Annotated in this window: 31 protein-coding genes and 1 pseudogene; 16 read left to right on the top strand and 16 right to left on the bottom strand. The window is 46.9% G+C overall.

Going from position 1 to position 26666, the window contains the following annotated elements; translation table 11 throughout:
* Positions 1-219 precede the first annotated feature (219 nt).
* Complete coding sequence (locus BUB35_RS01575; RefSeq protein ID WP_072848368.1) at positions 220-1191, bottom strand: YegS/Rv2252/BmrU family lipid kinase; 972 nt, start codon at positions 1189-1191, stop codon at positions 220-222.
* A gap of 23 nt (positions 1192-1214) precedes the next feature.
* Positions 1215-2909 carry an arginine--tRNA ligase gene (gene argS, locus BUB35_RS01570; RefSeq protein WP_072848365.1) on the bottom strand — a complete coding sequence of 565 codons (1695 nt, stop codon included), beginning with the start codon at positions 2907-2909 and terminating at the stop codon, positions 1215-1217.
* A 389-nt stretch (positions 2910-3298) separates the two neighbouring features.
* Between argS and BUB35_RS19360 the strand changes: the two genes are divergently transcribed.
* The 4 genes from BUB35_RS19360 to BUB35_RS01550 all read left to right on the top strand — a co-directional run bounded on the left by BUB35_RS19360 (position 3299) and on the right by BUB35_RS01550 (position 5257).
* The gene (locus BUB35_RS19360) at positions 3299-3538 is read left to right on the top strand and encodes a hypothetical protein (RefSeq protein WP_143158917.1); all 240 of its coding nucleotides are present in this window, start codon (positions 3299-3301) and stop codon (positions 3536-3538) included.
* Between the two features lie 14 nt (positions 3539-3552).
* Positions 3553-4062 (top strand): hypothetical protein, encoded by a 510-nt coding sequence (locus BUB35_RS01560; protein ID WP_072848360.1) that lies wholly within the window; start codon positions 3553-3555, stop codon positions 4060-4062.
* A gap of 26 nt (positions 4063-4088) precedes the next feature.
* Positions 4089-4568 (top strand): hypothetical protein, encoded by a 480-nt coding sequence (locus BUB35_RS01555; protein ID WP_072848357.1) that lies wholly within the window; start codon positions 4089-4091, stop codon positions 4566-4568.
* Between the two features lie 197 nt (positions 4569-4765).
* Positions 4766-5257: a hypothetical protein gene (locus tag BUB35_RS01550; protein WP_072848355.1), complete on the top strand. Its 492-nt coding sequence runs from the start codon at positions 4766-4768 to the stop codon at positions 5255-5257.
* 69 nt (positions 5258-5326) lie between these two features.
* Here the strand turns inward: BUB35_RS01550 and BUB35_RS19420 are convergent.
* Both BUB35_RS19420 and BUB35_RS01540 read right to left on the bottom strand, forming a co-directional pair.
* Positions 5327-6104: pseudogene (locus BUB35_RS19420) on the bottom strand (IS3 family transposase); the annotation flags it as partial.
* A gap of 212 nt (positions 6105-6316) precedes the next feature.
* Complete coding sequence (locus BUB35_RS01540) at positions 6317-6523, bottom strand: hypothetical protein (protein ID WP_072848353.1); 207 nt, start codon at positions 6521-6523, stop codon at positions 6317-6319.
* A 156-nt stretch (positions 6524-6679) separates the two neighbouring features.
* On the opposite strand from BUB35_RS01540, the gene BUB35_RS01535 reads away from it, so the two are divergent.
* The 3 genes from BUB35_RS01535 to BUB35_RS01525 are packed head-to-tail and all read left to right on the top strand — an operon-like array spanning position 6680 to position 8692.
* On the top strand, positions 6680-7657 hold the full coding sequence (locus tag BUB35_RS01535; RefSeq protein ID WP_072848350.1) for an alpha/beta fold hydrolase: 978 nt from the start codon (positions 6680-6682) through the stop codon (positions 7655-7657).
* Positions 7658-7705: 48 nt separating this feature from the next.
* On the top strand, positions 7706-8188 hold the full coding sequence (locus tag BUB35_RS01530; protein WP_072848348.1) for a PaaI family thioesterase: 483 nt from the start codon (positions 7706-7708) through the stop codon (positions 8186-8188).
* Positions 8189-8209: 21 nt separating this feature from the next.
* The gene (locus BUB35_RS01525) at positions 8210-8692 is read left to right on the top strand and encodes a PaaI family thioesterase (RefSeq protein WP_072848346.1); all 483 of its coding nucleotides are present in this window, start codon (positions 8210-8212) and stop codon (positions 8690-8692) included.
* Positions 8693-8975: 283 nt separating this feature from the next.
* Here BUB35_RS01525 and BUB35_RS01520 read toward each other — a convergent pair whose 3' ends face one another.
* Positions 8976-9224 (bottom strand): helix-turn-helix domain-containing protein, encoded by a 249-nt coding sequence (locus tag BUB35_RS01520; RefSeq protein ID WP_072848344.1) that lies wholly within the window; start codon positions 9222-9224, stop codon positions 8976-8978.
* A 131-nt stretch (positions 9225-9355) separates the two neighbouring features.
* Between BUB35_RS01520 and BUB35_RS01515 the strand changes: the two genes are divergently transcribed.
* Positions 9356-9820: an SLOG family protein gene (locus BUB35_RS01515; RefSeq protein WP_159432845.1), complete on the top strand. Its 465-nt coding sequence runs from the start codon at positions 9356-9358 to the stop codon at positions 9818-9820.
* Here the strand turns inward: BUB35_RS01515 and noc are convergent.
* From noc to rpmH, 11 genes are all read right to left on the bottom strand, one after another.
* Positions 9792-10622: a nucleoid occlusion protein gene (gene noc, locus BUB35_RS01510; protein WP_242949171.1), complete on the bottom strand. Its 831-nt coding sequence runs from the start codon at positions 10620-10622 to the stop codon at positions 9792-9794. The two genes, BUB35_RS01515 and noc, sit on opposite strands and share 29 nt — an antisense overlap.
* 225 nt (positions 10623-10847) lie before the next feature.
* Entirely contained in the window at positions 10848-11567 is a 720-nt protein-coding gene (gene rsmG, locus BUB35_RS01505) for a 16S rRNA (guanine(527)-N(7))-methyltransferase RsmG (RefSeq protein ID WP_072848340.1), read from the bottom strand.
* 3 nt (positions 11568-11570) lie between these two features.
* A complete protein-coding gene (locus tag BUB35_RS01500) occupies positions 11571-11993 on the bottom strand; it encodes a hypothetical protein (protein ID WP_054328699.1) in 423 nt (140 codons plus the stop codon).
* A gap of 22 nt (positions 11994-12015) precedes the next feature.
* Positions 12016-13896: a tRNA uridine-5-carboxymethylaminomethyl(34) synthesis enzyme MnmG gene (mnmG, locus tag BUB35_RS01495; RefSeq protein WP_072848338.1), complete on the bottom strand. Its 1881-nt coding sequence runs from the start codon at positions 13894-13896 to the stop codon at positions 12016-12018.
* Positions 13897-14018: 122 nt separating this feature from the next.
* A complete protein-coding gene (locus BUB35_RS01490; RefSeq protein WP_072848336.1) occupies positions 14019-15407 on the bottom strand; it encodes an MATE family efflux transporter in 1389 nt (462 codons plus the stop codon).
* Between the two features lie 20 nt (positions 15408-15427).
* Complete coding sequence (gene mnmE, locus BUB35_RS01485; protein WP_072848333.1) at positions 15428-16822, bottom strand: tRNA uridine-5-carboxymethylaminomethyl(34) synthesis GTPase MnmE; 1395 nt, start codon at positions 16820-16822, stop codon at positions 15428-15430.
* 81 nt (positions 16823-16903) lie between these two features.
* Complete coding sequence (gene jag, locus BUB35_RS01480; RefSeq protein WP_072848331.1) at positions 16904-17608, bottom strand: RNA-binding cell elongation regulator Jag/EloR; 705 nt, start codon at positions 17606-17608, stop codon at positions 16904-16906.
* A gap of 3 nt (positions 17609-17611) precedes the next feature.
* Complete coding sequence (locus tag BUB35_RS01475) at positions 17612-18643, bottom strand: YidC/Oxa1 family membrane protein insertase (protein WP_072848329.1); 1032 nt, start codon at positions 18641-18643, stop codon at positions 17612-17614.
* Positions 18644-18715: 72 nt separating this feature from the next.
* Positions 18716-18928 (bottom strand): membrane protein insertion efficiency factor YidD, encoded by a 213-nt coding sequence (gene yidD, locus BUB35_RS01470; protein ID WP_072848327.1) that lies wholly within the window; start codon positions 18926-18928, stop codon positions 18716-18718.
* 14 nt (positions 18929-18942) lie between these two features.
* Positions 18943-19299 (bottom strand): ribonuclease P protein component, encoded by a 357-nt coding sequence (rnpA, locus tag BUB35_RS01465; RefSeq protein ID WP_072848531.1) that lies wholly within the window; start codon positions 19297-19299, stop codon positions 18943-18945.
* A gap of 102 nt (positions 19300-19401) precedes the next feature.
* Complete coding sequence (rpmH, locus tag BUB35_RS01460) at positions 19402-19536, bottom strand: 50S ribosomal protein L34 (protein ID WP_022253700.1); 135 nt, start codon at positions 19534-19536, stop codon at positions 19402-19404.
* Positions 19537-20463: 927 nt separating this feature from the next.
* Here rpmH and dnaA point away from each other — a divergent pair.
* From dnaA to recF, 8 genes are all read left to right on the top strand, one after another.
* Positions 20464-21792, top strand: a complete 1329-nt coding sequence (dnaA, locus tag BUB35_RS01455; RefSeq protein ID WP_022253699.1) for a chromosomal replication initiator protein DnaA — start codon at positions 20464-20466, stop codon at positions 21790-21792.
* A gap of 283 nt (positions 21793-22075) precedes the next feature.
* Positions 22076-23179, top strand: coding sequence for a DNA polymerase III subunit beta (dnaN, locus tag BUB35_RS01450; RefSeq protein ID WP_072848324.1), 1104 nt, complete (start codon positions 22076-22078; stop codon positions 23177-23179).
* Between the two features lie 177 nt (positions 23180-23356).
* A complete protein-coding gene (locus BUB35_RS18965) occupies positions 23357-23503 on the top strand; it encodes a hypothetical protein (RefSeq protein ID WP_159432844.1) in 147 nt (48 codons plus the stop codon).
* Between the two features lie 42 nt (positions 23504-23545).
* Complete coding sequence (locus BUB35_RS01445) at positions 23546-23827, top strand: hypothetical protein (RefSeq protein WP_072848322.1); 282 nt, start codon at positions 23546-23548, stop codon at positions 23825-23827.
* A 33-nt stretch (positions 23828-23860) separates the two neighbouring features.
* Positions 23861-24079 carry an RNA-binding S4 domain-containing protein gene (locus BUB35_RS01440; protein ID WP_072848320.1) on the top strand — a complete coding sequence of 73 codons (219 nt, stop codon included), beginning with the start codon at positions 23861-23863 and terminating at the stop codon, positions 24077-24079.
* Between the two features lie 25 nt (positions 24080-24104).
* The gene (locus BUB35_RS01435; RefSeq protein WP_072848318.1) at positions 24105-24674 is read left to right on the top strand and encodes a hypothetical protein; all 570 of its coding nucleotides are present in this window, start codon (positions 24105-24107) and stop codon (positions 24672-24674) included.
* 15 nt (positions 24675-24689) lie between these two features.
* Positions 24690-25265 (top strand): hypothetical protein, encoded by a 576-nt coding sequence (locus BUB35_RS01430; protein ID WP_072848316.1) that lies wholly within the window; start codon positions 24690-24692, stop codon positions 25263-25265.
* A gap of 64 nt (positions 25266-25329) precedes the next feature.
* A complete protein-coding gene (gene recF / locus BUB35_RS01425; RefSeq protein ID WP_072848314.1) occupies positions 25330-26412 on the top strand; it encodes a DNA replication/repair protein RecF in 1083 nt (360 codons plus the stop codon).
* Positions 26413-26666: the final 254 nt, after the last annotated feature.

Below are 26666 nucleotides of genomic sequence, written 5' to 3'. Positions count from 1 at the left end.
ACTCTTTTCGGCAATTTTGACGGTAAATTTATGTTTCACGTGAAACATGGGTATCAAACAAACCTATGGGTGTCAAGCAAACCTATGGGTGTCAAACAAACCCTATGGTGTTTCACGTGAAACATAAAAAAGCCAGAAACTCCCGAAAGAATTTCTGGCTTGCACTTCTTGTCTTACTCGTCAAAACCTTGCATGAAATGAGGTTTTGACGACATGCTATTATTTGCCGTTTTTCACCACAGCGTTGAGCTTTGCCAATGGTGTTTCACGTGAAACATGTTTCTTTTTCTCAAAATTGCCATAAATGGGATAAGCCTTGGGCAGTACCTCCAATGTGAAGGGCATCTTGGGTCCCATTTCTCCATCCACTGTGGATTCCATAATCTGAAAATCCGGGTCCAGACATTCGATCTTGAAATAATGGTCCCGACGATACAGAATGGACTTTTCATCTTTGATGTGTTCCCCTGTGAGCATCTTCAGGAACACAGAAGGGATTTCCAGTATGGATTTTGCCCGAATGCCAATGAATTCAAATTTGCCGTCTGAAATGGATGCTTCCGGTGACAGCTTGGTGAAGCTACCTGTGCCGGCGCTATTCATAATCATATACAGATACAAATCTTCTTCCAGCACCTCATCAGATGTAGTGATGCGGAAGGGAATTTTGTGGAAATTTGGAATCTGTTCCATACCTTTCAGATAATAAGACAGATTTCCCAAAGCGTTTTTCACATCTTTGTCTACTGTCTGGGAAACATTGGTCAAAAGCCCCCCTGCGCAGACATTGATGAAATAAGTTTCCCCATTGACCAGACCGATATCCACGTTACGGGGAGAGGTTTCCGTCATGACACGGCATGCCCCTTCGGAATCCCCTGTTTTCAGTCCCAAAAAAGTAGCAAAGTCATTGGCTGTGCCGGAAGGGATGATGCCCAGAGGAATCTTCAAATTGTTGTGCATCAGGGCGTTGAGGACGATATTCACAGTGCCGTCGCCGCCGGAAGCCACCACAATATCATAATCTTTATCCATCTGTGCCACATGGGTTTCGATGTCCCCGGGCTGCATGGTGCGGAAGGGATGCACCTCATAGCCTGCGGACTGGAAAACGCCAATACAGACATCCAAGTCAAATTTGAAAGTTTTGTTGCCGGAAAACGGGTTATAAAACAGTTTCACCTTTTTCATAGAACGCCCAGCCCCCTTTTTTCTTACATCTGTTCTGGAGCGTCAATGCCCAGCAGTGCAAGACCTGCTGCCAGAACAGTTTTCACTGCCACAACAACTGCCAGACGTGCCTGACGCACTTCTGCTTCGCTGTTGAGGATGGGGTTGTCATGGTAGAACTTATTGAACGCCTGAGAAATGGCAACCAGATGTCTTGTGAGCACATAAGGTTCCAGTTTCGCCGCTGCGTCCACAATCTTGGAAGGGAATGCTTCCAGCAGTTTGCAGACATTCAGGGATGCTTCGTCATCCAGTTTGCTGAAATCGATGTTTTCCGCTGTGAAATCAGGTGCTTTTTTCAGGATGCTGCATGCACGTGCATGGGTATACTGTACGTAAGGACCTGTTTCGCCGTCGAAGTTCAGCATACGTTCCCAAGAGAACACAACGTCTTTGATACGGGTGTTGTACAGGTCGTTGAAAATAACGGCGCCGATACCAACTTTTTTCGCAACTTCTTCTTTGTCAGGCAGAGAAGGATTCTTTTCTTCGATGATTTTCTTTGTTTCGGCAATTGCCTGATGAAGCAGGTCTTCCATTAATACCACGTTGCCGTGACGAGTGGAAAGTTTGCCGCTGTCCAGACTTACCAGACCGAAAGGTACATGAATCAGGTCTTTGTACCAGTCATAGCCCATTTTATGGATTACTTCGAACCACTGTGCAAAGTGCAGGTTCTGGTCCAGAGCGGTCAGGTAGATACATTTATCGAAGTTATATGTTTTCTTGCGGTACAGAGCAGCTGTGATGTCACGAGTTGCGTACAGTGTGCCGCCGTCTTTACGGATAATCAGGCAAGGAGGCATGTTCTTGTCTTCCAGATTGACAATCATTGCCCCTTCGCTTTCTTCCAGCAGACCTTTTTCTTTCAGTTCATCCACAACGGCTGCCATTTTGTCGTTATAGAAGCTTTCGCCGGTGTATGCGTCGAATTTTACGCCCAGCATATCGTAAACACGTTCAAATTCTTTGATACTGATATCGTAGAACCATTTCCACAGTGTCAGGGCTTCGTCGTCGCCGTCCTGCATTTTTACAAACCACAGACGTGCTTCGTCATCCAGTTCAGGCGCTTTTTCCGCTTCATCATGGAATTTTACATAAATGCGCATCAGTTCCTGAATGCCTTTTTCTTCCACGGCTTCTTTGCTGCCCCATTTTTTGTAAGCAACAATGAGTTTACCGAACTGTGTGCCCCAGTCGCCCAGATGGTTAACGCCTACGCATTTGTAACCCAGCTGGCTGTGAATCTGGTACAGCGCGTTACCGATAACGGTAGAACGCAGATGACCTACATGGAAAGGCTTTGCGATGTTGGGAGAGGAGTAGTCGATAACGATGGTCTTACCTGCGCCCATGTCGCTTTTGCCATAGTTTTCTTTTTCTGTCAGGACAGTTTCCAGTACCTTTTTGGTATAGAAATGCTTGTCCATAAAGAAGTTGATATATGCGCCAACGATTTTGACATCAGCGATAAAATCGGGTTTTTCCAGTTTTTCACCGATTTCCTGGGCTATGAGGGGAGGCGCTTTCCGCAGTACCTTTGCCAGTTTAAAGCAAGGGTATGCAAAATCCCCCATGTCTGTATTGGCAGGCACTTCGATGGCTGCCGCGATTTCTTCCGCTGCCACGCCGCAGGCTGCGGACAGGCTTTTTGCGATTTCCAGTTTCATATCCATATTACATTCCTCCGATGGGTGTTTAAATGACTATCTACGCACAAACGGGCTATTTCTGCCCATAGGCATGTTATTTTATAATATACCACAAAAACCGCAGAAAATCAAGAAAAGTGCCCTTTTGCCGCGGATTTGAACCAAGGGGAAATATATGATAAATTAAAATAAAAAATTTGCAGAAAGGGAAATGCAAAAATGATTGTGAGCCTCCCATACCGGAAAAACCTCCCTTGTACAATATCATATGGATTTACGAGAATGCAGCTGATGTCCTGGGCAGTAAGAGAATTGTAAGAAATGTTTTTGCCCAATGCAAAGACATCCCCTGCCTTCTGTGCTATGATGAAAAAAAGACATCAAACGATATAGACATCAAACGAGGTGATATGATGGATTTTCCTTCTCGCTTTTTCCTGTTTCTTCTGAGTACAGGGGTATTTTTCGCACTGGCTCTCATGATTCCGCTGACGAGCGGTATGCTTCTGATCCTGCCTCCTCTGCTGGCATTGGCATCCACAGCTTTGGTGAGCCATATCTTTTCCCAGAAAAAAACGCATGGACGCGTTGGAGAAAGAAGTGGCAGAGCTGAAAGAAAAAATGGAAAACTTGAAACCAACAGAAATTTCTGAAGGGAAGTGAACCTATGCGGTATACATTGCGGGACGGGGTGCTCTTTGCCTGTGCAGCCAGCATTCTCATCCTCAGCTACAGCTTACAGCCCACTTCGGTCATTGGCAGAGATCTGCATACCAGCCTTTCCGGCGGCGAAGTGGTGTCGTCTTTTGATACCCACAGCGGTTTTCAAGGGGACGGCAAATCCTGCACGGTCATCACCTTTGAGGATGATGCCTTTCTCCAGCGCATCCAGCAGCAGCCCAATCTCTGGAAGCCTTTTCCGCCGGATGAAACGGTAAAAACGCTCCTTTACGGTGTCTACACAGACGAATACGCCATTTATCCCTGCGTCACAGGGAAGGATTCCCCAGAAGAACCGCTGATTCCGCCCATGGAAAAGGGGTATTATCTGCTGGAAGACCGCCACAGTCAGGCAAAGGAAAATCCAGACCTGCTGGAGCGTTCTTCTTATAACTTCACCCTCAGCGTATATGACGCAGACAACCGGACGTTATACTACTACAAACTGGATACCTAAAAGCTTGCAGAAATGGAGGGATTTTTATGCTGTTTTTCCGTGCTATCACTGTGCTCTTTTTGGCTCTATTCACCTTCCAGACCCCTGTAAATACGGAGGAAAGCGCGGCTGTGCGAAAAGCCGCTTTCGGCACCGGCATAGACCTTTCCGCAGGGGAATTGGTTTCCACCTATGACGACCACGGATTCCACGGGGACGGCACCACCTGCACCATCATCCAGTTTTCCGACGATGCTTTGCTGGAAGAAATCGAAGCAGCAGGCACATGGCAGGCTTTTCCACCGGATGAAGCTGTCAATCAGCTCCTGTACGGCAATTATCTTGATGACCCCGAAACACAGGAACCCTTTGTGCCGCCCATCGAAAAGGGGTATTACCTGCTGAAAGACCGGAACTCACAAGCCGCAGAGAAGCCAAACATTATGAAGCGCGGCTCCTTCAACTTCGATTTAGCGGTTTATGACGCTGACAACCGCACATTGTATTATCTGGTGCTGGATACCTGATGAAAAGACGCCTCTCCTTTCCAAGGGGAAGCGTCTTTTTTTCTGTATGAAAAAAGATGCAGTTTCACGGAACAAAGAGAATGTTTTTTCGAAAAAACACCGCATTTCCCGTTATTCTAAAGAAATATACTGGCTTTCCGCCACAAAGTATGATATGATATGCATCGCATTGAATATTTTGAAACGGAGGAGATATTATGAAACTCCATCTGCCTCTTTTTGCAATTCTGGCAACAGTCACACTGGCAGGCTGTCATTCCGCCAGCGCAGCACAGGTTGCCGCAGAACAGATGGATGCGGAAATTCCCGCCCAGGAATTTTCCGTTACTTACAAGGATCACGGTGCATTCCGCGGTCAGGGCACTTCTTGTACCACACTGCAGTTCTCAGATGACGCTTTTCTGGAAAAAATCCAGGAAAAAGGCGTATGGAGACCCCTGCCCCTGGACGAGGATACACAAAATCTCGTTTATGGTGTTTACGACAGCGATTACCTGGGTACACCGCTGACTGATGAAGAAGGCATGCCTTTGATCCCTGAAATCGAAAACGGGTATTATATGATAAATGAATCGAAGGAACATATGGATGATACATCCAACGCATTTTTGATGCATACACAGGATGTTTCCGTATCCATTTATGACGCAGACAACAGAATCCTGTATCACTGCGCCCTTGATAAATAACAAAGAAAGCTGAAATCCTTAATTGAACTGAACCCAAAAAGTTAGACAATATTTTCAAATTAAAATTGTTTAAGAAGCCAGAAGGGCTTGTTGTCTGTAAATTGCAGGTGGCAAGCCCTCTAACTTTGCTTTGATTCGATGGTTATTATAATAATCTAAATATTCCACCAGTTCCTGCTTGAAATGTTCCATAGATTGAAACTGTTGAAGATAGAGAAGTTCGCTCTTGAGCAATCCAAAGAAATTTTCCATGACAGCATTGTCCAGACAGTTACCCTTTCGGCTCATACTCTGGCGGATGCCTTTTTGTTTGAGTATCTGGCGATAATACTTGTTTTGATATTGCCATCCTTGGTCGGAATGGAGAATCAGACCCGTTCCATTCGGTATGGTTTCAAAAGCTTTATCCAACATACTGGTTACCATCCTTAAAACAGGACGTTCTGAAATGGTATAACTGATCAGATAACTGCTGTGTAAATCCAGAAGGGCGGACAGATACAGTTTTTGCCCGAACAGACTGAATTCTGTAACATCTGTTACCCCATTTCTGATTTGGTTTTTCCGCATAGAAATCCCGCTGCAGCAAATTTGGCGCAATTTTGCCAACTTCCCCCTTGTAAGAACGATATTTCTTAGCTCTGACACGGCAAATTAGACCCAGCTGCTTCATAAGCCGCTGAATCGTCTTATGATTTAAATGAAATCCACGATTGTGCAGTTCTGCCGTAATACGACGATAGCCGTATCGACCTTTGTTTTCGTGGTAGATTGTCTTGATTTCTTCTTTTACCTCTTGATATTTGTCTAAATTTTCCATTCGCTTCAAATGATAGTAAAAGGTTGCCATGGTTTCACCGAGACTTAGACCTTCTTCCCGCATCGTTTCTACCACCAGTTGCTTGAATTCTGGTGTATATCGTTTATTTGGTACTCCTTTTGGCATAAAAATCACCCCACTTGTTATTCAGTATATCATACTGTCTAACAAATGGGGTGCAGTTCAATCCGAGGATTCCAGCTTTTTTATTTTTCTATGATTTGGGCATGAACCCATCTTTACAGCCCTCTTGCCAGTCTTTGGAGCATATCCAGCAAATACCCGTCCATGAACCGCAGCACCAACACCAGCGCCGCCAGGTATGCCGCCAGAGAAATGACTTTTTGCAGATGGTTCTGGAAACGGTCTGCCGCTGCCACTTCCAGCACCGACTGGATACACACAATGAGAAACAGCTGTCCTGCCAGCACCAGAAACCCTTCCATCCGCCCTTCCCCTCCAGAAACAAAAATCTTCATACTATCTTATGAAACTTCCATCTTTCTTATGAAACTACCTCTTTTCAAATGCACGATTTCGGTTCATAATAATAGTAATGGGATTTTTTTAATTTGCTGAAAAGAAAAAAAGGAGGTAACACGATGATTCAAAAAGCCATTCGGAAACTTTCTCTCCCTCTCTTTGCCTCTGCCGGCATCACTGCCGCCGGACTTATCCTTTATCAGCGCATCAGTCTGCATCGGGCATCCCGCAAGGGAGATAAAACACCTTTTGAAAGCTACACCACCCCCGACGGGGTTTCTATGGCATATGAACGTTTTGGTTATGGTCGTCCTGTGGTACTGCTCCACAGCCTCCATCCCGGGGCATCCAGACGGGAATGGCGCCCCCAGATCGAAAAGCTGGCAAAAGATTTTCGGGTATACACCGTAGATTTGCCGGGCTACGGTCAGTCCGACAAGCCCACCAAGCCCTGGACAGCTTATCAGTACGCCAAAGCCCTTCACAGCTTCCTTTCGGATGTCATCGGAAAGCCCGTTGCTCTTGCTGCTGCCAACGGCGGCGCAGACATCGCTCTGGTGCTGTCCATGCTTTACCCGGAAGATCTGGAAAAGATGGTGCTCATCTCTCCCGAAGGCATCGGCAGAGGATTTGCCACACCCAATGATACCCAGCAGCTGAAAAAACTGCTGTCGCCTGTCATCGGCACTCAGGCATTTCTGGACGGCACATCCAAAAAAGCCCTGCGGCTTCTGGCGGAAGAACTCTTTTACCAGAAAGAACGTATGCCGGTGGACTTCGTGAAAAACCTGAAACAAAACGCACGCTACGGCAAAGGCGCACAGGCTAGCTATGCCGGTTATGTGACCCGCTTTGCCGCCGCCGATACCAAACAGGCTTTTGCTTCTCTTTCTCTGCCCTTCCTGCTGATTTGGGGAGAGCGGAATGTACGCAACAGTGCCGTTTATCTGGAAGAAGCCGAAAATTTACAGGAAAAAGGGGAATTTATGCTCTTTGAGGATACGGCTGCCCTGCCCCACATGGAAAACAGCAAGGCATTTGGCCAGATCCTGAAAGATTTTTTGAGTGAAGAAGATCTGGAGCGCAAAGCCATGTGAGCCTTCAGACCAACAAAGGAAAAAAGGAATGGAAAGGATGTTTTTGATTTGAACTTCAATGAACTGCCCGGTCTGTCACAGACCCAAATGGAAGAATGGTACCATCAGGCAGTGACCCCCAATTCTTCCCGTCTGCGGGAAGGCGCCATTGCCAAACTGGAACCCAAATTCGTATCCTGCGATTTTCAGGCAGGAGAAGCCGTGATGGAATATGAAGCGCTGGAATGGGAACTGAACCCCCAGAGCATGGTCCACGGCGGCATCATCATCACTGGTTTTGACACCTCTTTGGGGATGCTCTGCCATTACTACGCATACCCCAATGTGCTGACCACCGTCAGCCTGTCCTCCACGTTTGTTCGCCCCATCCGTATGGGCGATACCATGGTGTTCCACAGCAAAATCAAGTCCTTCGGCCGCAGTCTTGTGACACTGGAAGGAAAAGTATATCTGAAAAGCACAGGAGAACTGGCTGCCACTGCAACAGCCACATTCAAGATTCTCCACCATAAAGTCAAAACAGAAATCTAAACAAAAGAAAGGAATCGACCTATGATCTACTTAAGCGAAGAAACCTCCTCACAGGAGAATATGGAAGCATGGCTCAGTCAGCTTTCTGACCCGGAATTTCCGTTGCTGAAAGACAGCGTTTTAAAACTGCTCAAACCCAGACTGGTGGCATGCAATTTCGAAGAAAAGTCTGCAGAGTTTGCCTTTACCGTAGAGGATTGGCAGCTGAACCCGGAAAAAGGGCTCCACGGCGGCATTATGGCAACAAACTTTGATGTGTCCTTTGGTCTGCTGTCCCATTATTTCGCAAAACAGCATATGGTTTCCACAGTGACCATCCATACCACATTCTTGAAGCCCGTTATGCCCAACGACGTCATCCATTACAAAGTGCAGATGTCCCATCTGGGCAGAACCATCCACAGCATGACAGCAGAAGCTTGGCTGGAACGTGACAACATTCTGGCAGCTACGGCTTCCGCTTCCTATATGAAACTCCATCAGACTTTTGACAGTCCCATCTGATTTTTGGGGGCTGTATCATAAGAAAACAAATATAGCCGGATTCCTTGCATAAAAAGGATTCCGGCTTTCCTGTTTTTATTGGCATTATTTTCCTCTGAAAACTGCCCCAGAAATCAAGTAATGTGGTGATTGTTCATTAGAATGTGTCCGCATGTCAAAGACACACCCTTCTGTAATCCAAATCATATTCTTTATATTATGTAAATAAAAAACTTCATATTTTCTGAAGAAAATAAATAAAAAAGCCGGTGTTCTTCCATGAAAATATACCGGCTTACGTTTATTATTCTTCCGCTTCTTCATAAACCAACAGGTCAGAAACTTCACAATCCAGCACATAGCAAATCCGTGCCAAAACATCCAGATCCAGTTTTTCCACCTTGCCGCCATACCACTTGTGGATGACTTCATAGCGGGTGCCTGTCAAACGGCTCAGTTGGTTGCGGGTCATACCACGGCTGTCCATGATCTCTGCCAAACGCAGACGGACGGCGCCGTATTTCCGCTGTATCAAAATGGACTTTTCTTCCATATGCTTCACCTCTAGGACTATGCTATCTATATCTTCTCTAAAAATCTATATCCATTTATATCGTAATCTATTCTATTTTAATTATTGATTATCACTATATAAATAGTTACTATAAATATGAGGTGATTTCATTGAAAACAAAAACATGCTGTTTTTCTGGGCACAGAGAACTATATCCCAAAAAAATCCCCCTTCTGGAAAAAGAACTGCACAAAATCATTGCTGACTGCATAGAAAAAGGGTATCGCCGTTTTCTCTGCGGAGGCGCAAAAGGATTTGACTTTTTGGCGGCAAAAACCCTCTTGGCACATCAAAATACCTATCCCGAAATCCAACTGGAAATTGTTTTTCCCTATCACTACCTGCCGTCCATGTGGAAAGAAATAGCGGCAAAGGCAAACAGCCTGACTTATCTATCTGAAACCTACTACCCCGGCTGTTTTTATGCCCGCAACCGCTATATGGTCAGCCAAAGCCATGGAATCATTTACTATCTGGAAAAAGAAACAGGGGGCACCGCTTACACCGTGCGCTGTGCCAAAAACAGCAGCTTAGCGCTTTTCCCTATCACTCTTTCTTCCGAATCCGAATGGTGATCTGGCACCCATCTTCCTGTTCCTCATCCTCATAAACCACATCCACTCCTGCCCGGCGGATGACCTCCACAGACTGTTTGATGGTATTGGTAAACAGGCGGAAATCCGTGACACAGCGTTTTTCTTTCTGTTCCTGTTTCTCCGCCATGGCTTTGGCACGCATTTTCTCCAAGGTATCTGCCACCAATTCTTCTGTCTTGCGGACGTTCAATTCCTCCCGGATCATCTGCTCCAGCACCACCGTTCTGGTTTCTTCATCTGGCAGTTTCAGCAGTGCACGGGCGTGACGTTCCGTGAAGTTATTTTCTACTAAAAGCCGCTTCAAGGGGTCTTCCAGTTTCAGTATCCGCAGTTTATTGGCAATGAAAGACTGGCTTTTGGAGAGCTTAGAAGCCAATTCTTCCTGTGTCAAACCATAGTCCTCCATCAAATTCCGATAGCCTTCCGCTTCCTCCAGAAAAGACAGATTCTGCCGCTGGATATTCTCCAATAACGCCAGCATGGCGCTGTCATACTCATTGACCTGCACCAGCAGACACGGCACCGTTTCCAGCCCAGCCAGTTCCGCAGCCCGAAGCCTGCGCTCCCCCGCTACCAATTCATAAGAACCGCCGCTCATTTTCCGCACCGTTAAGGGCTGCAAAATGCCATACTCCCGGATGGAGGCGGAAAGCTCCTCCAGTGCTGCCCGCTGGAAATAGCGTCGGGGCTGATAGGGATTGGAACGGATTTTTTCTATGGGAATCTGGTATACCACCGCATCTTTTTTCAACCGCATTTCGGGAAATTTCAATACTTCCATACAAACACTCCTTCTGTTCTGCCAAAGTCTGTAAAAAGGGGTTTTTTTTCTGTTCCAGACAGCAGCAAACTCCCTTTTTCCACATTTTAGCACAGAAGGATTACCCATCCTCAAAAACCGTACAACAAAAAAAGCAGACTCTCGACAGAAAGCCTGCTTTTTTCACAGGGTGCCGAAAAAGTCGACACCCTGTCAACATCATTTTAATTTTTTGATTGCATTTTCTTATTTCAGTGGGTTTTTATTGATTTTTCCTGCTTTTCTGGGGTATGCCTTGGGTGTAGGCGCGGTCTTTTCGATGATGACCAGTTTATGCTGTAGGTCTGTGAAAGGGATTTCCACATCCATGACTTCTGCCACTTTGCCCCCCAGTTTTTTCAGGGCGCCTTGGGCTTCGTCGATTTCTCTGAGGGCATCAGGACCTTTCAGTGCCGCCAGTCTGCCGCCTACTTTCACGAAAGGCAGGCAGAATTCCGCAAGGACTGCCAGATTTGCCACGGCTCTGGACACGCACAGGTCGAACTGTTCCCGATAATCAGGGTTCTGACCGCCATCTTCCGCCCGGCTATGAACATAAATTACACCGGAAAGATGGAGCTGACTGCCCACTTCTTCCAGAAAGCCAATGCGTTTCTGCAAAGAGTCCAGCAGGGTCATTTCTACCTGAGGACAGGCAATTTTCACGGGGATACCGGGGAAACCTGCCCCTGTACCTACGTCGATGATCTTTTCCTGTCCGGTCAATGACAAATGGGGCAGGATGCTCAGGCAATCCACAAAGTGTTTCTGCACCACGTCTTTTTTGTCTGTAATGGCGGTGAGGTTCATTTTCTCATTCCATTCCAGCAGCAGGGACAGATATGTCATAAACTGTGATGCCATTTCTTCTGTCAGGGTCACGCCCATTTTTTCACAGCTTTCCTGTAACAATACCTTATGTTCCATAAGCTACTCCTTTTCGATACAATAGATTTTCCATTTGCCAAAGTCGTCAGGCTCTGCCACCATGCCGACGGAAATGACTTCCTTTTCTCCCGCCGCCGCAAGGGACAGGGTACGCATACGCTCCCCTGTTTCCTTCACGAAAAAGCGATATTTTTCCGCATGGGCAAAAACCCCTTTGATTTCTTCCAAGTCCGCACCGCTGATGGCGCTGGACAAATACCCTCTCGCTTCCTCTGTGCCCTCCTGTTTCAGGGCATGGAGAAAGGCAAGGAGTGTGCCTTTTGGGCTGACCAGAGAGAAAAACGGGGATTTCCTTGCGGAAAGCACCGCATCCTCCAGCCGAAAGGCTTTATGATTGACGGGCAGAAACAGTTTCCTGCCCTGTGGTTTCGGCATGGGTTTGCCGTTCCATGAAAGAAAGAACATATTTCTTCCCCTCCTTCATTTCTCAGCCATTACGTTTGTGCTGTTCCATATAAATGAGCAGAACGGAAATGTCCGCCGGGGAAACGCCTGTGATACGGGAAGCGTGACCCATGGAACGGGGACGAATGGCATTGAGTTTTTGACGGGCTTCCAGTCGAAGCCCCTGAATGGTTTCGTAGTCCAAATCTTCCGGCAGCAGACGGTTTTCCAGTTTCTTGAACTGTTCCACCTGTTTGAGCTGCTGGCTGATATAGCCTTCGTATTTGATCTGGATATTCACCTGTTCCCGTACAGGGGCAGGCAATTCGGGGCGTTCCTTATCCAAGGGCGCCAGTTTTTCATAATCCAGTTCGGGACGTTTGATAAGGTCTGCCAGTTTGAAACCGGACTTGATGGGGGTACTGCCGTACTGTTCCAACAGTTCCAGTGTTTCTTTGGCAGGGGTGATGGTCAGGGCTTTCACCCTTTCGATTTCCGCTTCTGTCTGGCGTTCTTTTTCCAGCAATGCTTCATAACGTTCATCGGAAATCAAACCGATTTCATGACCGATGGGAGTCAGACGCTGGTCTGCGTTATCCTGACGGAGAAGCAGACGGAATTCCGCACGGGATGTCATCATACGGTAAGGCTCTTTGCTGCCTTTGCTGATGAGGTCGTCAATGAGGACGCCGATATAACCGTCGGAACGCTGCAAGATGATGGGTTCTTTCTGCTGGATATAACGAACGGCGTTGATACCGCCCATAAGCCCCTGTGCAGCCGCTTCTTCGTAGCCGGAGGAGCCATTGAACTGACCAGCGGAAAAGAGACCGTGATAGTCCTTAAATTCCAGAGAAAGCTTCAGCTGGGTAGCGTCGATACAGTCATACTCAATGGCATATGCAAAACGGGTGATTTCGCAGTTTTCCAGACCGGGAATGGTACGGTACATGGCAATCTGCACATCCTCCGGCAAAGAGGAAGACATACCCTGAATATACATTTCTTCGGTGTTTTCCCCTTCCGGCTCTACGAAGAGCTGGTGGCGTTCCTTATCGGCAAAACGCACCACTTTATCCTCGATGGACGGGCAATAACGAGGACCTGTGCCTTCAATCAAGCCGCCAAACAAGGGAGAACGATGGAGATTGTCCCGGATGACCTGATGGGTCTTTTCGTTGGTGTAAGTGAGCCAGCACAAATCCTGTTCTCTGGCGATGCCTTCCGGTGTGTTTTCAAAGGAGAAAGGCACGATATCAGGGTCGCCGTACTGGGGCTGCATTTTGCTGAAGTCCAGAGAGTTCCGGTTCATACGGGCAGGTGTGCCTGTTTTGAAACGGAACAGACGGATGCCCATATCCAGCAAATTCTGGCTCAGTTTTGTAGCAGGCATCAGGTTATTGGGTCCGCTTTCGGTGATGCAGTCCCCTGTCAGGCAGCGGCTTTTCATATAAGTGCCCATGCAGAGCACAGCCGCTTTACAGCGGTAAATGGCACCGCTGGCAGTGACAACGCCTACCACCTTATTGTCTTCCATGAGGATTTCGGAGATTTCCGCCTGCTTGATGCGCAGATGAGGGGTTTTCTCCAAGGTATGTTTCATTTCCTCATGGTATCTTGTTTTGTCCGCCTGTGCCCGCAGAGAGTACACAGCGGGACCTTTGCCTGTATTGAGCATTTTGGTCTGGATATAGGTCTTATCGATATTCTTGCCCATTTCGCCGCCCAATGCGTCGATTTCGCGGACAAGATGGCCTTTGGAGCTGCCGCCGATGGAGGGGTTGCAGGGCATCATGGCAATGCTGTCCAGACTGATGGCAAACATCACCGTTTCCATACCCAGTCTGGCTGTTGCCAATGCGGCTTCACAGCCTGCATGACCGCCGCCCACAACGGCAATATCTATGGTTTCTGCTTCGTACATGATCTATTTTCACCTCTATTTGGAGTTTATTTACTTCCACATGAATTTCCATTGTACCATTTTATGAGAAAAACCCCCGGAATGCAAGGATTTTCGAGGGTTTCTCCAAAAAAAAACATATTTTACGCCTCTGCGGGCTTTTTGCCAGCCTCCAGTTTTTTCATGGCGTTCTTAAACTGGTAAGCGAACATAATGGCTGTGGTGGTCACAGCGATGAAGTCTGCCACGGGTTCCGCCAGAAAAACGGCTCTGTCTTTCTGCTCCAAAATGGCAGGCAGGATATAAATCAAAGGAATGAGCAGGATAATCTTTCTGTAAACTGCCAAGAACAGGGATGTTTTGGCGTTGCCAATGGCAATGAAAGTCTGCTGGCAAGCAATCTGGATGCCGAAAATGCCAGAGAGTGCCATATAATGCCGCAGTGCCCAAGCGGTATAACTCAGTAATTCCTCGTTATTGGTAAACATAGACGGAATCAAACGAGGAACCGCCATACAGATTGCCCACAGTATCAGAGAATAAGTCAAACAATACCGCAGCAGCAGGCGGAAAGTCTGACGCACACGGTCCGCGTTGCCGGCGCCGAAATTATACCCTGTAATAGGCTGTGCCCCCTGGGTAAAGCCCTGGAGGGGCAGCATGGAAAACTGCATGATGCTGGTCAAAATACTCATAGCACCTACGGCAATGTCGCTGCCATAACGATACAGAGAGGAATTGAAGCAAACGCTGATGGCGCTTTCCGTTGCCTGCATGATGAATGGGGACATGCCCAGCAGCAGACAAGGTCCCACTACGGAGCCGCGCAGGCGGAAATACTTTTTCTGCAGTTTCAGTATGGTTTTCTTCCCTGTCAAAAAGCGCAGTACCCAGATAGCGGAAACCGCCTGAGAAATGATGGTAGCCAGCGCCGCACCTTTGACCCCCATATGGAAACCGAAAATGAAAATGGGGTCAAGTACGATATTGATGATGGCACCAATGACAACGGTGGCCATACTGATTTTGGCAAAGCCCTGTGCGGTGATGAAAGCATTCAGACCCAAGGCAAACTGTACGAAAATGGTACCCAGCGTATAAATGCGCATATAGTCCATGGCATAGCCGATGGTGTTTTCACTGGCGCCGAATGCCATGAGAAGAGGCTCTGCAAATCTGCGGAAAAATACCGTCAGTATCAATGCGATGATGATGAGCATGATAAAGCTGTTGCCCAATGTATAATGTGCTTCTTCGTTATCGCCTCTCCCCATGAGGACGGAAGCACGGGGGGCGCTGCCCATACTCACCAGCGCCGCAAAGGCTGTGATGAGCATGATAATGGGCATGCAGACCCCTACTCCTGTTAATGCCAATGCCCCAATGTCAGGAATATGCCCGATATACATACGGTCAACCACATTATAAAGCACATTGACCACCTGCGCGGTGATAGCAGGAATGGCTAACTGTCTTAATAATGTTTTGACATTTGCCGTACCCAGTACGTTATCCTGTCCAGATGGGTTCATATGTTTCTACCTTCTTTCCTTTATTTTCCCAAACAGAATTTGGTGAAGATGCGGTCGATGATTTCCTCATCGGCTACGTCGCCGGTGATTTCCCCTAATGCCCGGCTGGCGTCCTGCAAGTCCATGGAAATGAAATCCTCGGGCATACGGGTGCCAATGGTCACAAGGCAGCGTTCCATGGCTTCTTTTGCCTGATAGAGCGCATTTTTATGACGGGTATTGCCCAGCAGCACATCATCTGCTGTTGCGGTCTGACCGCTGAAGAACAATGTCTTGATGGCGTCAATGAGGGCATCAAAACCAGTGTTTTCTTTGACGGAAACGAACAGAATCTGTTCCTTTGGCACGAACTGTTCCAGTTCTTCCAGAGAAAGTTTCTGTTCCAAATCGGATTTATTCAGCATAACGATGCTGTGTTTTCCATCGATGAAGGACAAAATTTCTCTATCCTCTGCTTCCAGCGGACGGGAGGCATCCAGCATCATGAGAATCAGGTCTGCCTGTTCCGCATAGGCTTTGGATTTTTCCACGCCCATTTTTTCCACTACGTCCCCTGTTTCACGGATACCTGCGGTGTCTACGATTTTGACGGGGATGCCGTCGATGTTGATATATTCCTCCACGGTATCACGAGTGGTACCGGGAATGTCTGTAACAATGGCGCGGTCTTCTTCCAAGAACCAGTTCAGCAGAGAGGATTTGCCTACGTTTGGCTTGCCCACGATAACAGTCTGCAAGCCTTCCCGAAGGATTTTCCCTCTGTCTGCCCCTGCCAGCAGTTTTTCCATGCGGGCAAGGAGTTTCTTTGCGCCCTTCTCCATGGAATCGTAAGTTTCTTCTTCGATGTCGTAATCTGGATAGTCAATGACAGCTTCGATGGAAGCAATCATGTCAATGATTTCCTGACGCATCTGACGGACTTCTGTTTTCAGTCTGCCTTCCAGCTGATTCACAGCCGCCTGACGGGACAATTCTGTTTTGGACTGAATCAGGTCAATGATGGCTTCCGCCTGGGTCAGGTCGATACGACCGTTGAGGAAGCCGCGTTTTGTAAATTCCCCCGGTTCTGCCAGTCTGGCGCCAGCGTTGAGCAGTGCCTGCAAGACACGCTGGGTCACCAAAAAACCACCGTGACAGTTCACTTCCACGATGTCCTCTTTTGTGTAGGTATGGGGGGCTTTCATGACAGAAACCAGCACTTCGTCAATGACTTCCCCGTCGGGACCGTCGGTAATCTTCCCATAGGAAAGGGTGTGGCTGGGTTTTTCCGTCAGTTTCTTTTTGCCCTGGAAAATGGTGTCCGCCAAAGCGATGCAGCCATTCCCGCTCATGCGGACGATGCCGATGCCGCCGCTGCCCAGTGGTGTGGAGATGGCAGCAATGATGTCGTCCAGAAAATTTGCCTGCTGCAGCATAGATAAATCCCCTTTCTTTTCTCATATCTGTAGAAAAAGGCGTCCGCAGGGTATCCCCTTTGGTCGCCTTCTTTTGTAAGTTTATGCTTCTGCTTTTTCCATTCTTTCCGCTCTTTCGTGTCTTTCGCCCCGTTCCATTTTTCTGGAATCTTTGGGCTGACCGTTTTTGCCTTTCAGGGCAATGACCACATTACGGAAAGGTTCTTTCCCTTCACTGAATGTTGTCACATAGCGGTCATTCTGCAATGTGGAATGAATGATTCTTCTTTCATAAGGGTTCATAGGTTCCAGCACCACATTTTTTCTGGTGTGTTTTACCTTTTTCGCCAGGTTGAACGCCAGTGTTTCCAGTGTTTCTTTTCTTCTCTGGCGGTAGTTTTCTGTATCCAGCATCACGCTGATGTAAGACGCACTGTTTTTGTTGACAACCAGATTTACCAGGTACTGCAGAGCGTCCAGTGTCTGACCTCTTTTACCGATGAGAATCCCCATATCGTCACCAGTCAGGTCAACCAGCAGGTGTTTATCCTGCATTTTTGTTTCGATTTTGATGATCAGTCCCATGGACAGGAATACTTCGCGCAGGAAGTTTTCTGCCGCTTTTTCGGGATTGAAGTTTTTCTTTACCAGTACAACGGCATCTTTGCCGCCGAACATGCCCAGAAAGCCTTTGGAGCCTTCTTCAATAACGGTAATGGTAACCTCGTCTTTTTCCGCCTGCAGTTCTGCCAGTGCAGCTGCAACGGCTTCGTCGATGGTCTTACCGGATTTTCTGATTTCGTCCATTTCTTACAACGCCCCCTCAGCCAGTTTCTTTTTGTAGAATTTCTGCAGGAAGATCTGCTGCAGAATACCGAAGATGTTACTGATTGTCCAGTATACGCCCAGACCTGCAGGAACCTGCAGACAGAAGAATGCCATCATGATGGGCATGAAATACAGCATCATTTTGTTCATGCTCTGTGTCATGGCTGCTGCCTGATCGTTTTCCGCGCTTGCGGTGGTGTTCATCAGGGATGTCATGACTTTAGACTGCAGGAATGTGGTCACGCCTGCCACAATGGGCACAATAATGCTAGGGAAACTCAGACCACACTTACTTACCAGCGGAATGGTCAGGAATGTTTCGATATTGTTTTTGGTATCCAGCAGAGGCAGCAGTGCATTGCCGCTGTCACCCAGTGTAGCCAAAATGGTGTTCCAGTCGTCTGCTTTGATATTTGCTACCAGCATAACAACGTCATTGACATTGCTCAGGTCAATGGTGCCCAGACTTTTATAAGTATCTACCAGGTTCTGTGCAAAAGGTGTGAAAGCTTCCATACGCAGCGCCGCAGGAATCTGGATAATGGCGTTGGCGATGTCTGTGTAGTTGTTGCCGATGACATCAACGTAAACATAAGCGTTCTGGAAGATGTAGTACAGTGCGTACAGGATAGGAAGCTGGATCAGCATAGGCAGGCAGCCGCCCATGAGGTGTACGCCGTTTTTCTTCTGGAAGTCCTGCAATTCCAGCGCCATTCTCTGCTGAGACATGGTGTCGGTCTTGCCTTTGTATTTATCTCTGATTTTGTTCATCTCCGGCTGAAGCTGCTGCATCTTAAAGGAAGACTTCTGCTGCTTCATCATCAGAGGGAACAAGATAAGTTTCACGATTAATGTAAAAACGATGATGGCAATCCCCAGCGCGCCTGCACTGACACTGCCGTAAATGCCGTTAAAGAGCATGTTATAGATTTTGCCAAGAACGATGGCAATGGGTTCGAAAATACCCGGTTCTCGCACCATACGCATGGTGGACAACAACATCAATTCATTCACTTTTTTGCCTCCTTACAACACCAAACATGAGAATTTTTCTGCACTTTTCATCAGCGCAATCAAACAAAAAAATCAAGGCACCGGATCATAGCCGCCTTCATGAAAAGGATGGCACTTCAATAACCGCCGCACCGCAAGATAGCCGCCCTTTAAGGCACCATACTTCTGGATGGCTTCATAGGCGTATCTGGAACAGGTGGGGGTAAAACGGCAATGGGGCCCGATATAAGGGGAGATCCCCAGCTGATACAAACGAATGAGAAACAAAAATACTTTTTTTACCATACGAACATATCATCTCACTTTTTTTCCGCTTCCTCCGGGCAGAAGAAATTATGTTTTTTCATCAAATGACGCAGAGAATCCCGCACTTCCCAATAAGAAGCCTCATTGCAGGATACACGGGCAATGACCACGATGTCATAGCCACGCTTGAGCTCTGCTTCCATACTGCGGTAGCTTTCCCGGATCAGGCGGGTCACATGGGAGCGGACAACACTCTTGCCGACTTTTTTGCTGACGGAAATGCCCAGACGGTTTTCCGCCGTACCGTTTTTGATGATATACATCACCAGACGGCGATTGGCAAAAGATCTGCCCTTATGATATACATAGCGAAACTGAAAATTCTTTTTCAGGGATTGTGTAAAAAGCATGGTCATCCAGCTCCCTTCCCGATTTGCCTAAAAAAATTTTTTCCAATGACGAACAAAAGGCCACATTCTGCGGCCTTAATTTACTCTTGGTATCATCGAAAATTATGCGGACAGTACTTTTCTGCCTTTTCTTCTTCTTGCAGCCAGCACTTTTCTGCCGTTTGCAGTTCTCATTCTTTTTCTGAAGCCGTGTTCTCTGCTTCTCTGTCTTTTCTTGGGCTGAAATGTCATTTTCATTGCACATGCACCTCCTTTGTCCTTGCAGGGTTTTAACGCCCTTTTTACGAGCACTGCTACTATTATAGTGAAAAAGCAAGTCCCCGTCAAGAAAAAAATATCCGCTACAAAGGGAATTTACGGCTTTTTTTCCATTTTCCACAAAAAATTGTACGAAAATCCATACCAAAAAAAAGTACATTTGGAACTCTTTGGGACTTTTTGTTCTATATATTGTAATTAACCCGATTTTTTCTCTGTGTTCTGATTTTATAAAAAATACAGAAAAAATATGGACTATCAAAAAACGGACTGCTGTTTTTGTGTGATTTTCCGTTTTTTTGACAAAAAAATCACAAGTTGTGCCATTTGTTTTTTTGGTGAAAATCTGACTTTTCCACAATTCAGTCCATTTTTTCATTGCGGTTGTGGATAACTTTTGTTATACTGAAAGACAGAATCAAAATGAGATGTGCCTCCGCGGCAGGCAGCTGTCTTGACGTACCGAATACCAAAAGGGAAACAGAGAGCTGTTTTTTTGTCTGAAAATTTGCCGAAAAAAACCGTCCTGCATTGGCGGAACTTGAAAAAAAGGGGCTCCCTTTGACGACAGCGGCAGGATTTTTGTCCTTTTTTTCAGCTATTCCACAATTTCCACGCCTTGTTTCGGAAAGTTATCCACAAGCTGTTGATAACCCTGTGTATAACTTTTGTGAGCTGTGGATTTTCTGCGGATGAAAAAAATATGGTTTGCAGCAAAAGACCGAAATTTCCATTTTTTCGGGATTGTGCAAAACATCAGGACTGTTTTTCCACACCGCTGTGTATAAAAAGCGAAATGTGTTGTCCATACACAGGGAAAAAACAGGGGACTGTGGGCAAACCAATGGGTTATCCACAGCATTTTGCATCGGATTTTTGAAAAAGAAATGTAATAGGAGGATTGTTATGGACATCAACCAATCTTGGAACGCGGCTTTGAAGCTCATCGAACAGGAAATTTCCTCATCCATCGGTTTTGAAACATGGATTCTGCCCATTGTGCCTGTGGGCATCGACGGCAGCCGTTTTCTGCTGCAGGTCAGTGACAACGTATGCAAGGAAATTCTGGAAAAACGTCATCTGACCCTCATTCGCAGCGCTCTGAAGAACGTGACGGGCATCAATTACGACATCGTCATCCTGACCGAAGGGGAAAAAACTCCCGTCCATACCACAGCAGAAGTGAAAAAAGAAGAAAGCGGCGATGTGGCGCGGAATCTGAATCCCAAATATGTATTCAGCTCTTTCGTGGTGGGCAACAGCAACCGTATGGCTCACGCGGCATCCCTTGCCGTTGCGGAATCTCCCGCAAAAGCCTATAACCCTTTATTTTTGTACGGAAACTCCGGTCTGGGCAAAACCCACCTGATGCATTCCATTGCCCATTTTATATTGGATAAGAATCCGGCGGCGAAGGTGCTTTACGTAACCAGCGAAACCTTCACCAACGAGCTGATCCTGTCCATCCAGAACAACAAAAACGAGGAATTCCGCAACAAATACCGGAACATTGACGTGCTGCTCATCGACGATATTCAGTTTATTTCCAAAAAAGAAGGGACACAGGAAGAATTTTTCCATACATTTAATGCGCTGTATGAATCCAACAAACAAATCATCATTTCTTCCGACCGTCCGCCCAAGGAAATCAAAACACTGGAAGACCGTCTGCGCAGCCGTTTCGAATGGGGCCTCATCGCAGATATTCAGCCCCCTGACTATGAAACAAGAATTGCCATCCTGCGGAAAAAAGCAGATCGTGACAACCTCCATGTGCCCGACGAAGTCATGGCCTACATCGCGAAAAATATCGTATCCAACATCCGTGAACTGGAAGGGGCGCTGACCCGCATCGTGGCTTACGCAACCCTGACAAATCAGGAAATCACACTGGCGCTCACAGAAAAAACCCTGCGGGATGTTTACAGCGAAAACGCCCAGGCGCCTCTGACACCACAGCTCATTCAGGAGATTGTGGCAAGACGCTACAACATCAGCGTAGAGGACATTCAGGGCAACAAAAAGCCCAAAAACATCGCCTTTCCCAGACAGGTATCCATGTACCTGTGCCGGAAATTATTAGACATTTCCCTGCCGAAAATCGGCGAAAGCTTCGGCGGCAGAGATCATACCACCGTCATCCATGGCATTTCCAAAATCGAAAAGCAGATGGAAAATGACGAAGCACTGAAAAATACCATCATGGAACTGGAAAAAGAGATCAAAGAACGGTAAAAAAGGCAGTCGCAACCTGTGGATAAGTCTGTCCCCATGGGGCTGTGAAATTCCTTGGGACAGGCTGTGGATAAATGGAGGGGAAAATAGACCGCTGTGGAAAGTGTTTATAAGCAGGGGAGTTGTCCTTGGCTTTTCCACATGGTTGTCCCTCGGTGGTTTTTCCCATGATTTCAAGGAAAAATGGGGTTTTCCACAGTTTCCACACCCTCTACTGCTACTGCTACGAACCAAATTCTATTATTCTATCCATGCACTGTGAACAAAAAGGAGATGTGTATAAATGAAACTCATGTGCGGCAAAGAAACCTTGCTGAACTTCATCAATATCGTGAACAAGGCTGTTTCCTCCAGAACGACACTTCCCATTTTGGAATGTATTCTGCTGACAGCAGACCAGAGAGGCTTCACCATGACAGCCAATAATCTGGAACTGGGTATCCAGACTGCACCCATTGATGCAGATGTGCTGGAAAAAGGCGAAATCGCCATTGAAGCAAAAATCTTTCATGAGATTATCCGTCGTTTGAACGGCGATACGGTGACACTGGAAACAGACGAGAAAAACAGCATCACCATCACTGGCGGTACTTCCCGTTTTACCATCATGGGGCAGAGCGGCGACGATTTCCCCGCACTGCCTGATGTGGTACAGGAAGAAGCTTATACTTTGGGACAGAATGAACTGCGGAATTTGATCCGTCAGACCATTTTCTCCATTTCTCAGGAATCTACCAAACAGATCCTCACTGGGGAACTGTTCGAAATGAAAGAAAACGCACTCCAGGTGGTTTCCATCGACGGCTACCGCATTTCTTTCCGCAAAAGCCCGCTGGAACATGACTTTACAGAAAAGAGCGTTGTGGTTCCCGGCAAAACTTTGACAGAACTGACAAAAATCCTTTCTCAGGAAGACGAAGATAAGGTGCATCTGTATTTTACAGATAAACACGTGCTCTTCGATCTGGGCATGGCAACCATGGTTTCCCGTCTGCTGGAAGGGGAATATGTCAGCTATGAAAATAACTTTACAGAAGATTTCAAAACAAAGATCATCATTGATACAAATGAATTGATTCAGGCACTGGAACGCGCGTCTTTGGTTTCCAGAGATAACCGCAAAACACCCGTGCGTCTGGAACTGAAACCCAATGTATTGGTCATCACTGCAAGAAGTGATATGGGCACCGCTTATGAAGAAGTGCCTAACGAAACAGACGGCGATGAAATGCAGATTGCTTTCAATCCTCGTTATTTGATTGAAGCACTGCGTGCTATCGACGATGAAAAAGTGGCAATCCGTTTCACCGGATCTCTCAGCCCTTGTACCATCGTGCCGCTGGAAGGCAAGGCTTATCAGTATCTGATCCTGCCTTTGCGTATGTGATGAAAATCAAATAAAGAGAAGTAATGATCATAGACTGAAAGGAGTTTATACATGTATATGATCATGCGTGCTGTGCAGATATTGGCACTGGTAGTATTTTTGTGAGGCAGCGCCAATGATAACGCACGGAATCTTGTTGGCAATGGTGCGCCCATTCTGGTTTGGGGAAGTTTTGCGGTGATGATCGTTGCGGCTTATCTGGGTGCGAAAGTGCGCCAGAACAGCGGCGCGGTGACAAAAGAACAGACCATGGCGGAAAATAAACGCTCTATCATCCTGATGGCTGTGATTGTCATCGCTGTAATCATCATGTGGATTTTGTAATTTTCGGAACGGATTGCAGATAAACGGAAAGGGGCTTCGTTTATGTACATTGTATTGCGGATATTGCAGATTGCCGCATTGGTGATGTTTTTGTGGGGCAAATCCAACAACAATGCGGAACATTTGATGGGGGCAGGTGGACCTTTCCTGGTTTGGGGAAGTTTTGCGGTGATGATCATCGCATCCTATCTGTCGAGAAAAGAATATCTGAAAACCCATGAGGTGACACAGGAACAGATGCAAGCTGGAAATCGCCGTTCCTGGCTCCTTGTGGTGGTGATTCTTCTGGCGGCAGCGGCATTGACTGCTGTGCAGTTTTTATGAAAGAATGATTTTTTGCGGAAAGGAGTGGAAATCATGGATAAAGTCTATATTCATACAGAGTATATCAAACTCCAGCAGGTGCTGAAGCTGGCAGGGCTCATCGATCAGGGCTCTGATGTGAAAGTATTTCTGGCAGACGGCGTTGTCTATGTCAATGGGGTCATGGCAACAGAACGGGGTAAAAAAATCCGCCCCGGTGATGTGGTGGAAGTCGAAGGCATTGGGAAAGTAGAGGTTGTGGCAGAAGACTGATTTTTCTAGGAAAGGGGCAGTTCCTATGGAAAAAAACAATCTGAAACCTTTGATTTTGTGCGCGGTATTTCTCGTCATCGCTGTCATTGGCTGTACTTTCTGGACAAAATGGCAGAATCGCCCTCTTTTGGGAAACACCGATGCGGAAATCTGCGAAACCATTGACCGCGTGGGGAGAGGACGGAAGGCGGAAATCCATCTGAAACACGTGGAGGATGGAGAAGTGGATGGAACCGTTTACCGCTGCGTCTTTTATGAGAGCGCAGAAAATGAGGACTATCCCCAGTTGGTTATGTTCCGGCAGGATGCAGACGGGAATTTTCTATGGTATGAAGGGGATAATCTTTCTCGTCATAGCCATGTCTACGCTATGCCAGACCCGCCGGATATCCAGGTTGACGAATATCTCTTTTCTCTGGAAGAAGTGCGCTATCATTTCTTTTATGTGACCGGGGAAGATGTGGCTTACCTCACGGACGAAGCGGGGAATGCCTATCCAGTGGGAGAAGAACGCCCGGCGTTTCTGACTTTCCTGCCTTACTGGGACAATATATATACGGAATACCTGGATGCGGAAGGCAATCCTTTGTGGTAAAGGGGGCGAAGCTCCATGAGAAAATATGTGATTCTGGCAGTGCTCCTTTTGGCAGCAGGGCTGGTATATTTTCTGGGAAAGCCCAAACTGCTGGGCAATGACCGGACGCAAATACAGGAAAGCATTGCCGCCTTTCACGAAGTAAAGCCGGAGGAAATCCAGCTGGAACTGGTGCAGGACGCAGAAGAACAGGGGGAAATCTACCGCTTTGCTGTTTATCTGCGCAGAGACAAGAAAGAAGACCGTGACTGGGAGGAAGAATGGGATTTTCCCTATCTGGCAGTATTCCAGCAGCGGCGAAATGGGGATTTCGTGAAGATGCAGTACAACGGTGACCGTTACTGGCTTTCCCGTTCCTGGGAACGCTTTGCCTATGGCATTCAGGATAAGTATTATGTCTTTGATGTGCCGGGGCCGGAAGGTCGGTGTCAGTTTGTGTATGTCATGGACGAGAATGTAGCAGTCCTGCGAAAAGTGAAAACAGGCGAGGTCTATGAGATTACAGACCATCCTTTTCTGATTCCCTTTTTGCCTTATGATGATGGCAGAGGCTTTATAGCAGAAGATGGGGCAGGCAATCGCGTTGCATAAATGCAAAACCTCTATGCATGGGTATTATGCATAATTTATAATTATAATAAAAAGGTGCATATTTATGTATATTAAAGAAGTATCTTTACAGGGGTTCCGCAATCTGGAACCCCTCCATATTGCGCCTACGGCAGGCATGAATCTGTTTTACGGCGATAACGCTCAGGGGAAAACCAATTTTCTGGAATCCCTTTATTTTTGTGCCCTGGGGCGTTCTCTCCGTGGCAGAAGTGAGCAGCAGCTCATTGCCTTTGGGAAGGAAGAAAGTCATATCCGTCTGGAAGTCATGCGGAAAAACAGGGGTGACCGCATCGACGTGCATCTGAAGCGGGACGAGAAAAAAGGCATTGCCGTCAACGGCATTCCTGTGAAAAAAATGGGGGAATTGTTTGGCACCCTTTACGCTGTCATATTCTCGCCGGAGGATTTGTCCCTCATCAAAGACGGTCCGGCGGAACGCAGGCGGTTTTTGGATATGGAGCTGAGCCAGATCAGCAATGTGTATTTTTATGACCTTCAGCAGTATTATCGCGTGCTGAAACAGCGGAACAATCTGCTGAAAGAAATCAAAGTGAAGCCTGCTTTGGCAGATACCCTTTTCGTCTGGGATGAACAGCTTATTGAGCGCGGCGAGCGGATCATGGCTGTGAGAGCCAAATTTTTAGCCCGTCTGGACGAAATAGCCGCCCAGAGGCATGAAATATTGACGGGAGGCAAAGACTGCCTTAAAACGGAATATAAGCCAAATTGCGAGGGGGGCAGTCTGCGGGAGAAGCTGGAGCGGAGTTTGGACCGGGATATTTACACCGGCTCTACCAACGCAGGTCCCCACAAAGACGACATCCTTTTTCTGGTCAACGGAAAAGATGTGAAGCAGTTCGGCTCTCAGGGGCAGCAGCGGACAACGGCCCTTTCTGCCAGACTTGCGGAAATCGAATTGATTCGGGAGGAAACGGGAGAAAGTCCCGTACTGCTGTTGGATGACGTTCTGTCGGAACTGGACGGCAAGCGGCAGAAATACCTCATGGAAAGCATTGAAGGCTTGCAGGCATTTTTGACCTGCACCGGCATCGAGGATGCTGTCCGCAGTTATTTGAGCAGGGAAAACCTGTTTTATGTGAAAAACGGAAAAATCGGCAAGAAATGATCTCTCTGTCATGTGGCAGAGGGATTTTTTATGTTTCGATTTGTGATAAAACATCTGGGAAAATTTTCCGCAAAAATTCTTTTGTTAGAAAAGACAGTTTGTCCGCGTCAGAAGGAATTTCTGTTTTTTTACCCAAAATCCATAATTAAGGTTAGAAGCCATTGGAAATAATACATAAAAATGGCTGTTTTCCTTGAAAAATCAATATTTTTATGATATAATACCACTATGATTTACCGGATGCAGGAACATCC

It is taken from the genome of Anaerotignum lactatifermentans DSM 14214 (assembly GCF_900142265.1).
Taxonomy (GTDB): domain Bacteria; phylum Bacillota; class Clostridia; order Lachnospirales; family Anaerotignaceae; genus Anaerotignum; species Anaerotignum lactatifermentans.
Note: the sequence above shows the minus strand (reverse complement) of the source record. Positions and strands in the feature narration are given on the sequence as shown.

Excerpts from the sequence above, each read along its gene's own strand:
- BUB35_RS01575 (WP_072848368.1), bottom strand. The coding sequence starts at position 1,191 with ATGAAAAAGGTGAAACTGTTTTATAACCCGTTTTCCGGCAACAAAACT.
- argS (WP_072848365.1), bottom strand. The coding sequence starts at position 2,909 with ATGGATATGAAACTGGAAATCGCAAAAAGCCTGTCCGCAGCCTGCGGC.
- BUB35_RS19360 (WP_143158917.1), top strand. The coding sequence starts at position 3,299 with ATGGATTTTCCTTCTCGCTTTTTCCTGTTTCTTCTGAGTACAGGGGTA.
- BUB35_RS01560 (WP_072848360.1), top strand. The coding sequence starts at position 3,553 with ATGCGGTATACATTGCGGGACGGGGTGCTCTTTGCCTGTGCAGCCAGC.
- BUB35_RS01555 (WP_072848357.1), top strand. The coding sequence starts at position 4,089 with ATGCTGTTTTTCCGTGCTATCACTGTGCTCTTTTTGGCTCTATTCACC.
- BUB35_RS01550 (WP_072848355.1), top strand. The coding sequence starts at position 4,766 with ATGAAACTCCATCTGCCTCTTTTTGCAATTCTGGCAACAGTCACACTG.
- BUB35_RS01540 (WP_072848353.1), bottom strand. The coding sequence starts at position 6,523 with ATGGAAGGGTTTCTGGTGCTGGCAGGACAGCTGTTTCTCATTGTGTGT.
- BUB35_RS01535 (WP_072848350.1), top strand. The coding sequence starts at position 6,680 with ATGATTCAAAAAGCCATTCGGAAACTTTCTCTCCCTCTCTTTGCCTCT.
- BUB35_RS01525 (WP_072848346.1), top strand. The coding sequence starts at position 8,210 with ATGATCTACTTAAGCGAAGAAACCTCCTCACAGGAGAATATGGAAGCA.
- BUB35_RS01520 (WP_072848344.1), bottom strand. The coding sequence starts at position 9,224 with ATGGAAGAAAAGTCCATTTTGATACAGCGGAAATACGGCGCCGTCCGT.
- noc (WP_242949171.1), bottom strand. The coding sequence starts at position 10,622 with ATGGAAGTATTGAAATTTCCCGAAATGCGGTTGAAAAAAGATGCGGTG.
- rsmG (WP_072848340.1), bottom strand. The coding sequence starts at position 11,567 with ATGGAACATAAGGTATTGTTACAGGAAAGCTGTGAAAAAATGGGCGTG.
- BUB35_RS01500 (WP_054328699.1), bottom strand. The coding sequence starts at position 11,993 with ATGTTCTTTCTTTCATGGAACGGCAAACCCATGCCGAAACCACAGGGC.
- mnmG (WP_072848338.1), bottom strand. The coding sequence starts at position 13,896 with ATGTACGAAGCAGAAACCATAGATATTGCCGTTGTGGGCGGCGGTCAT.
- BUB35_RS01490 (WP_072848336.1), bottom strand. The coding sequence starts at position 15,407 with ATGAACCCATCTGGACAGGATAACGTACTGGGTACGGCAAATGTCAAA.
- mnmE (WP_072848333.1), bottom strand. The coding sequence starts at position 16,822 with ATGCTGCAGCAGGCAAATTTTCTGGACGACATCATTGCTGCCATCTCC.
- jag (WP_072848331.1), bottom strand. The coding sequence starts at position 17,608 with ATGGACGAAATCAGAAAATCCGGTAAGACCATCGACGAAGCCGTTGCA.
- yidD (WP_072848327.1), bottom strand. The coding sequence starts at position 18,928 with ATGGTAAAAAAAGTATTTTTGTTTCTCATTCGTTTGTATCAGCTGGGG.
- rnpA (WP_072848531.1), bottom strand. The coding sequence starts at position 19,299 with ATGCTTTTTACACAATCCCTGAAAAAGAATTTTCAGTTTCGCTATGTA.
- rpmH (WP_022253700.1), bottom strand. The coding sequence starts at position 19,536 with ATGAAAATGACATTTCAGCCCAAGAAAAGACAGAGAAGCAGAGAACAC.
- dnaA (WP_022253699.1), top strand. The coding sequence starts at position 20,464 with ATGGACATCAACCAATCTTGGAACGCGGCTTTGAAGCTCATCGAACAG.
- dnaN (WP_072848324.1), top strand. The coding sequence starts at position 22,076 with ATGAAACTCATGTGCGGCAAAGAAACCTTGCTGAACTTCATCAATATC.
- BUB35_RS01445 (WP_072848322.1), top strand. The coding sequence starts at position 23,546 with ATGTACATTGTATTGCGGATATTGCAGATTGCCGCATTGGTGATGTTT.
- BUB35_RS01440 (WP_072848320.1), top strand. The coding sequence starts at position 23,861 with ATGGATAAAGTCTATATTCATACAGAGTATATCAAACTCCAGCAGGTG.
- BUB35_RS01435 (WP_072848318.1), top strand. The coding sequence starts at position 24,105 with ATGGAAAAAAACAATCTGAAACCTTTGATTTTGTGCGCGGTATTTCTC.
- BUB35_RS01430 (WP_072848316.1), top strand. The coding sequence starts at position 24,690 with ATGAGAAAATATGTGATTCTGGCAGTGCTCCTTTTGGCAGCAGGGCTG.
- recF (WP_072848314.1), top strand. The coding sequence starts at position 25,330 with ATGTATATTAAAGAAGTATCTTTACAGGGGTTCCGCAATCTGGAACCC.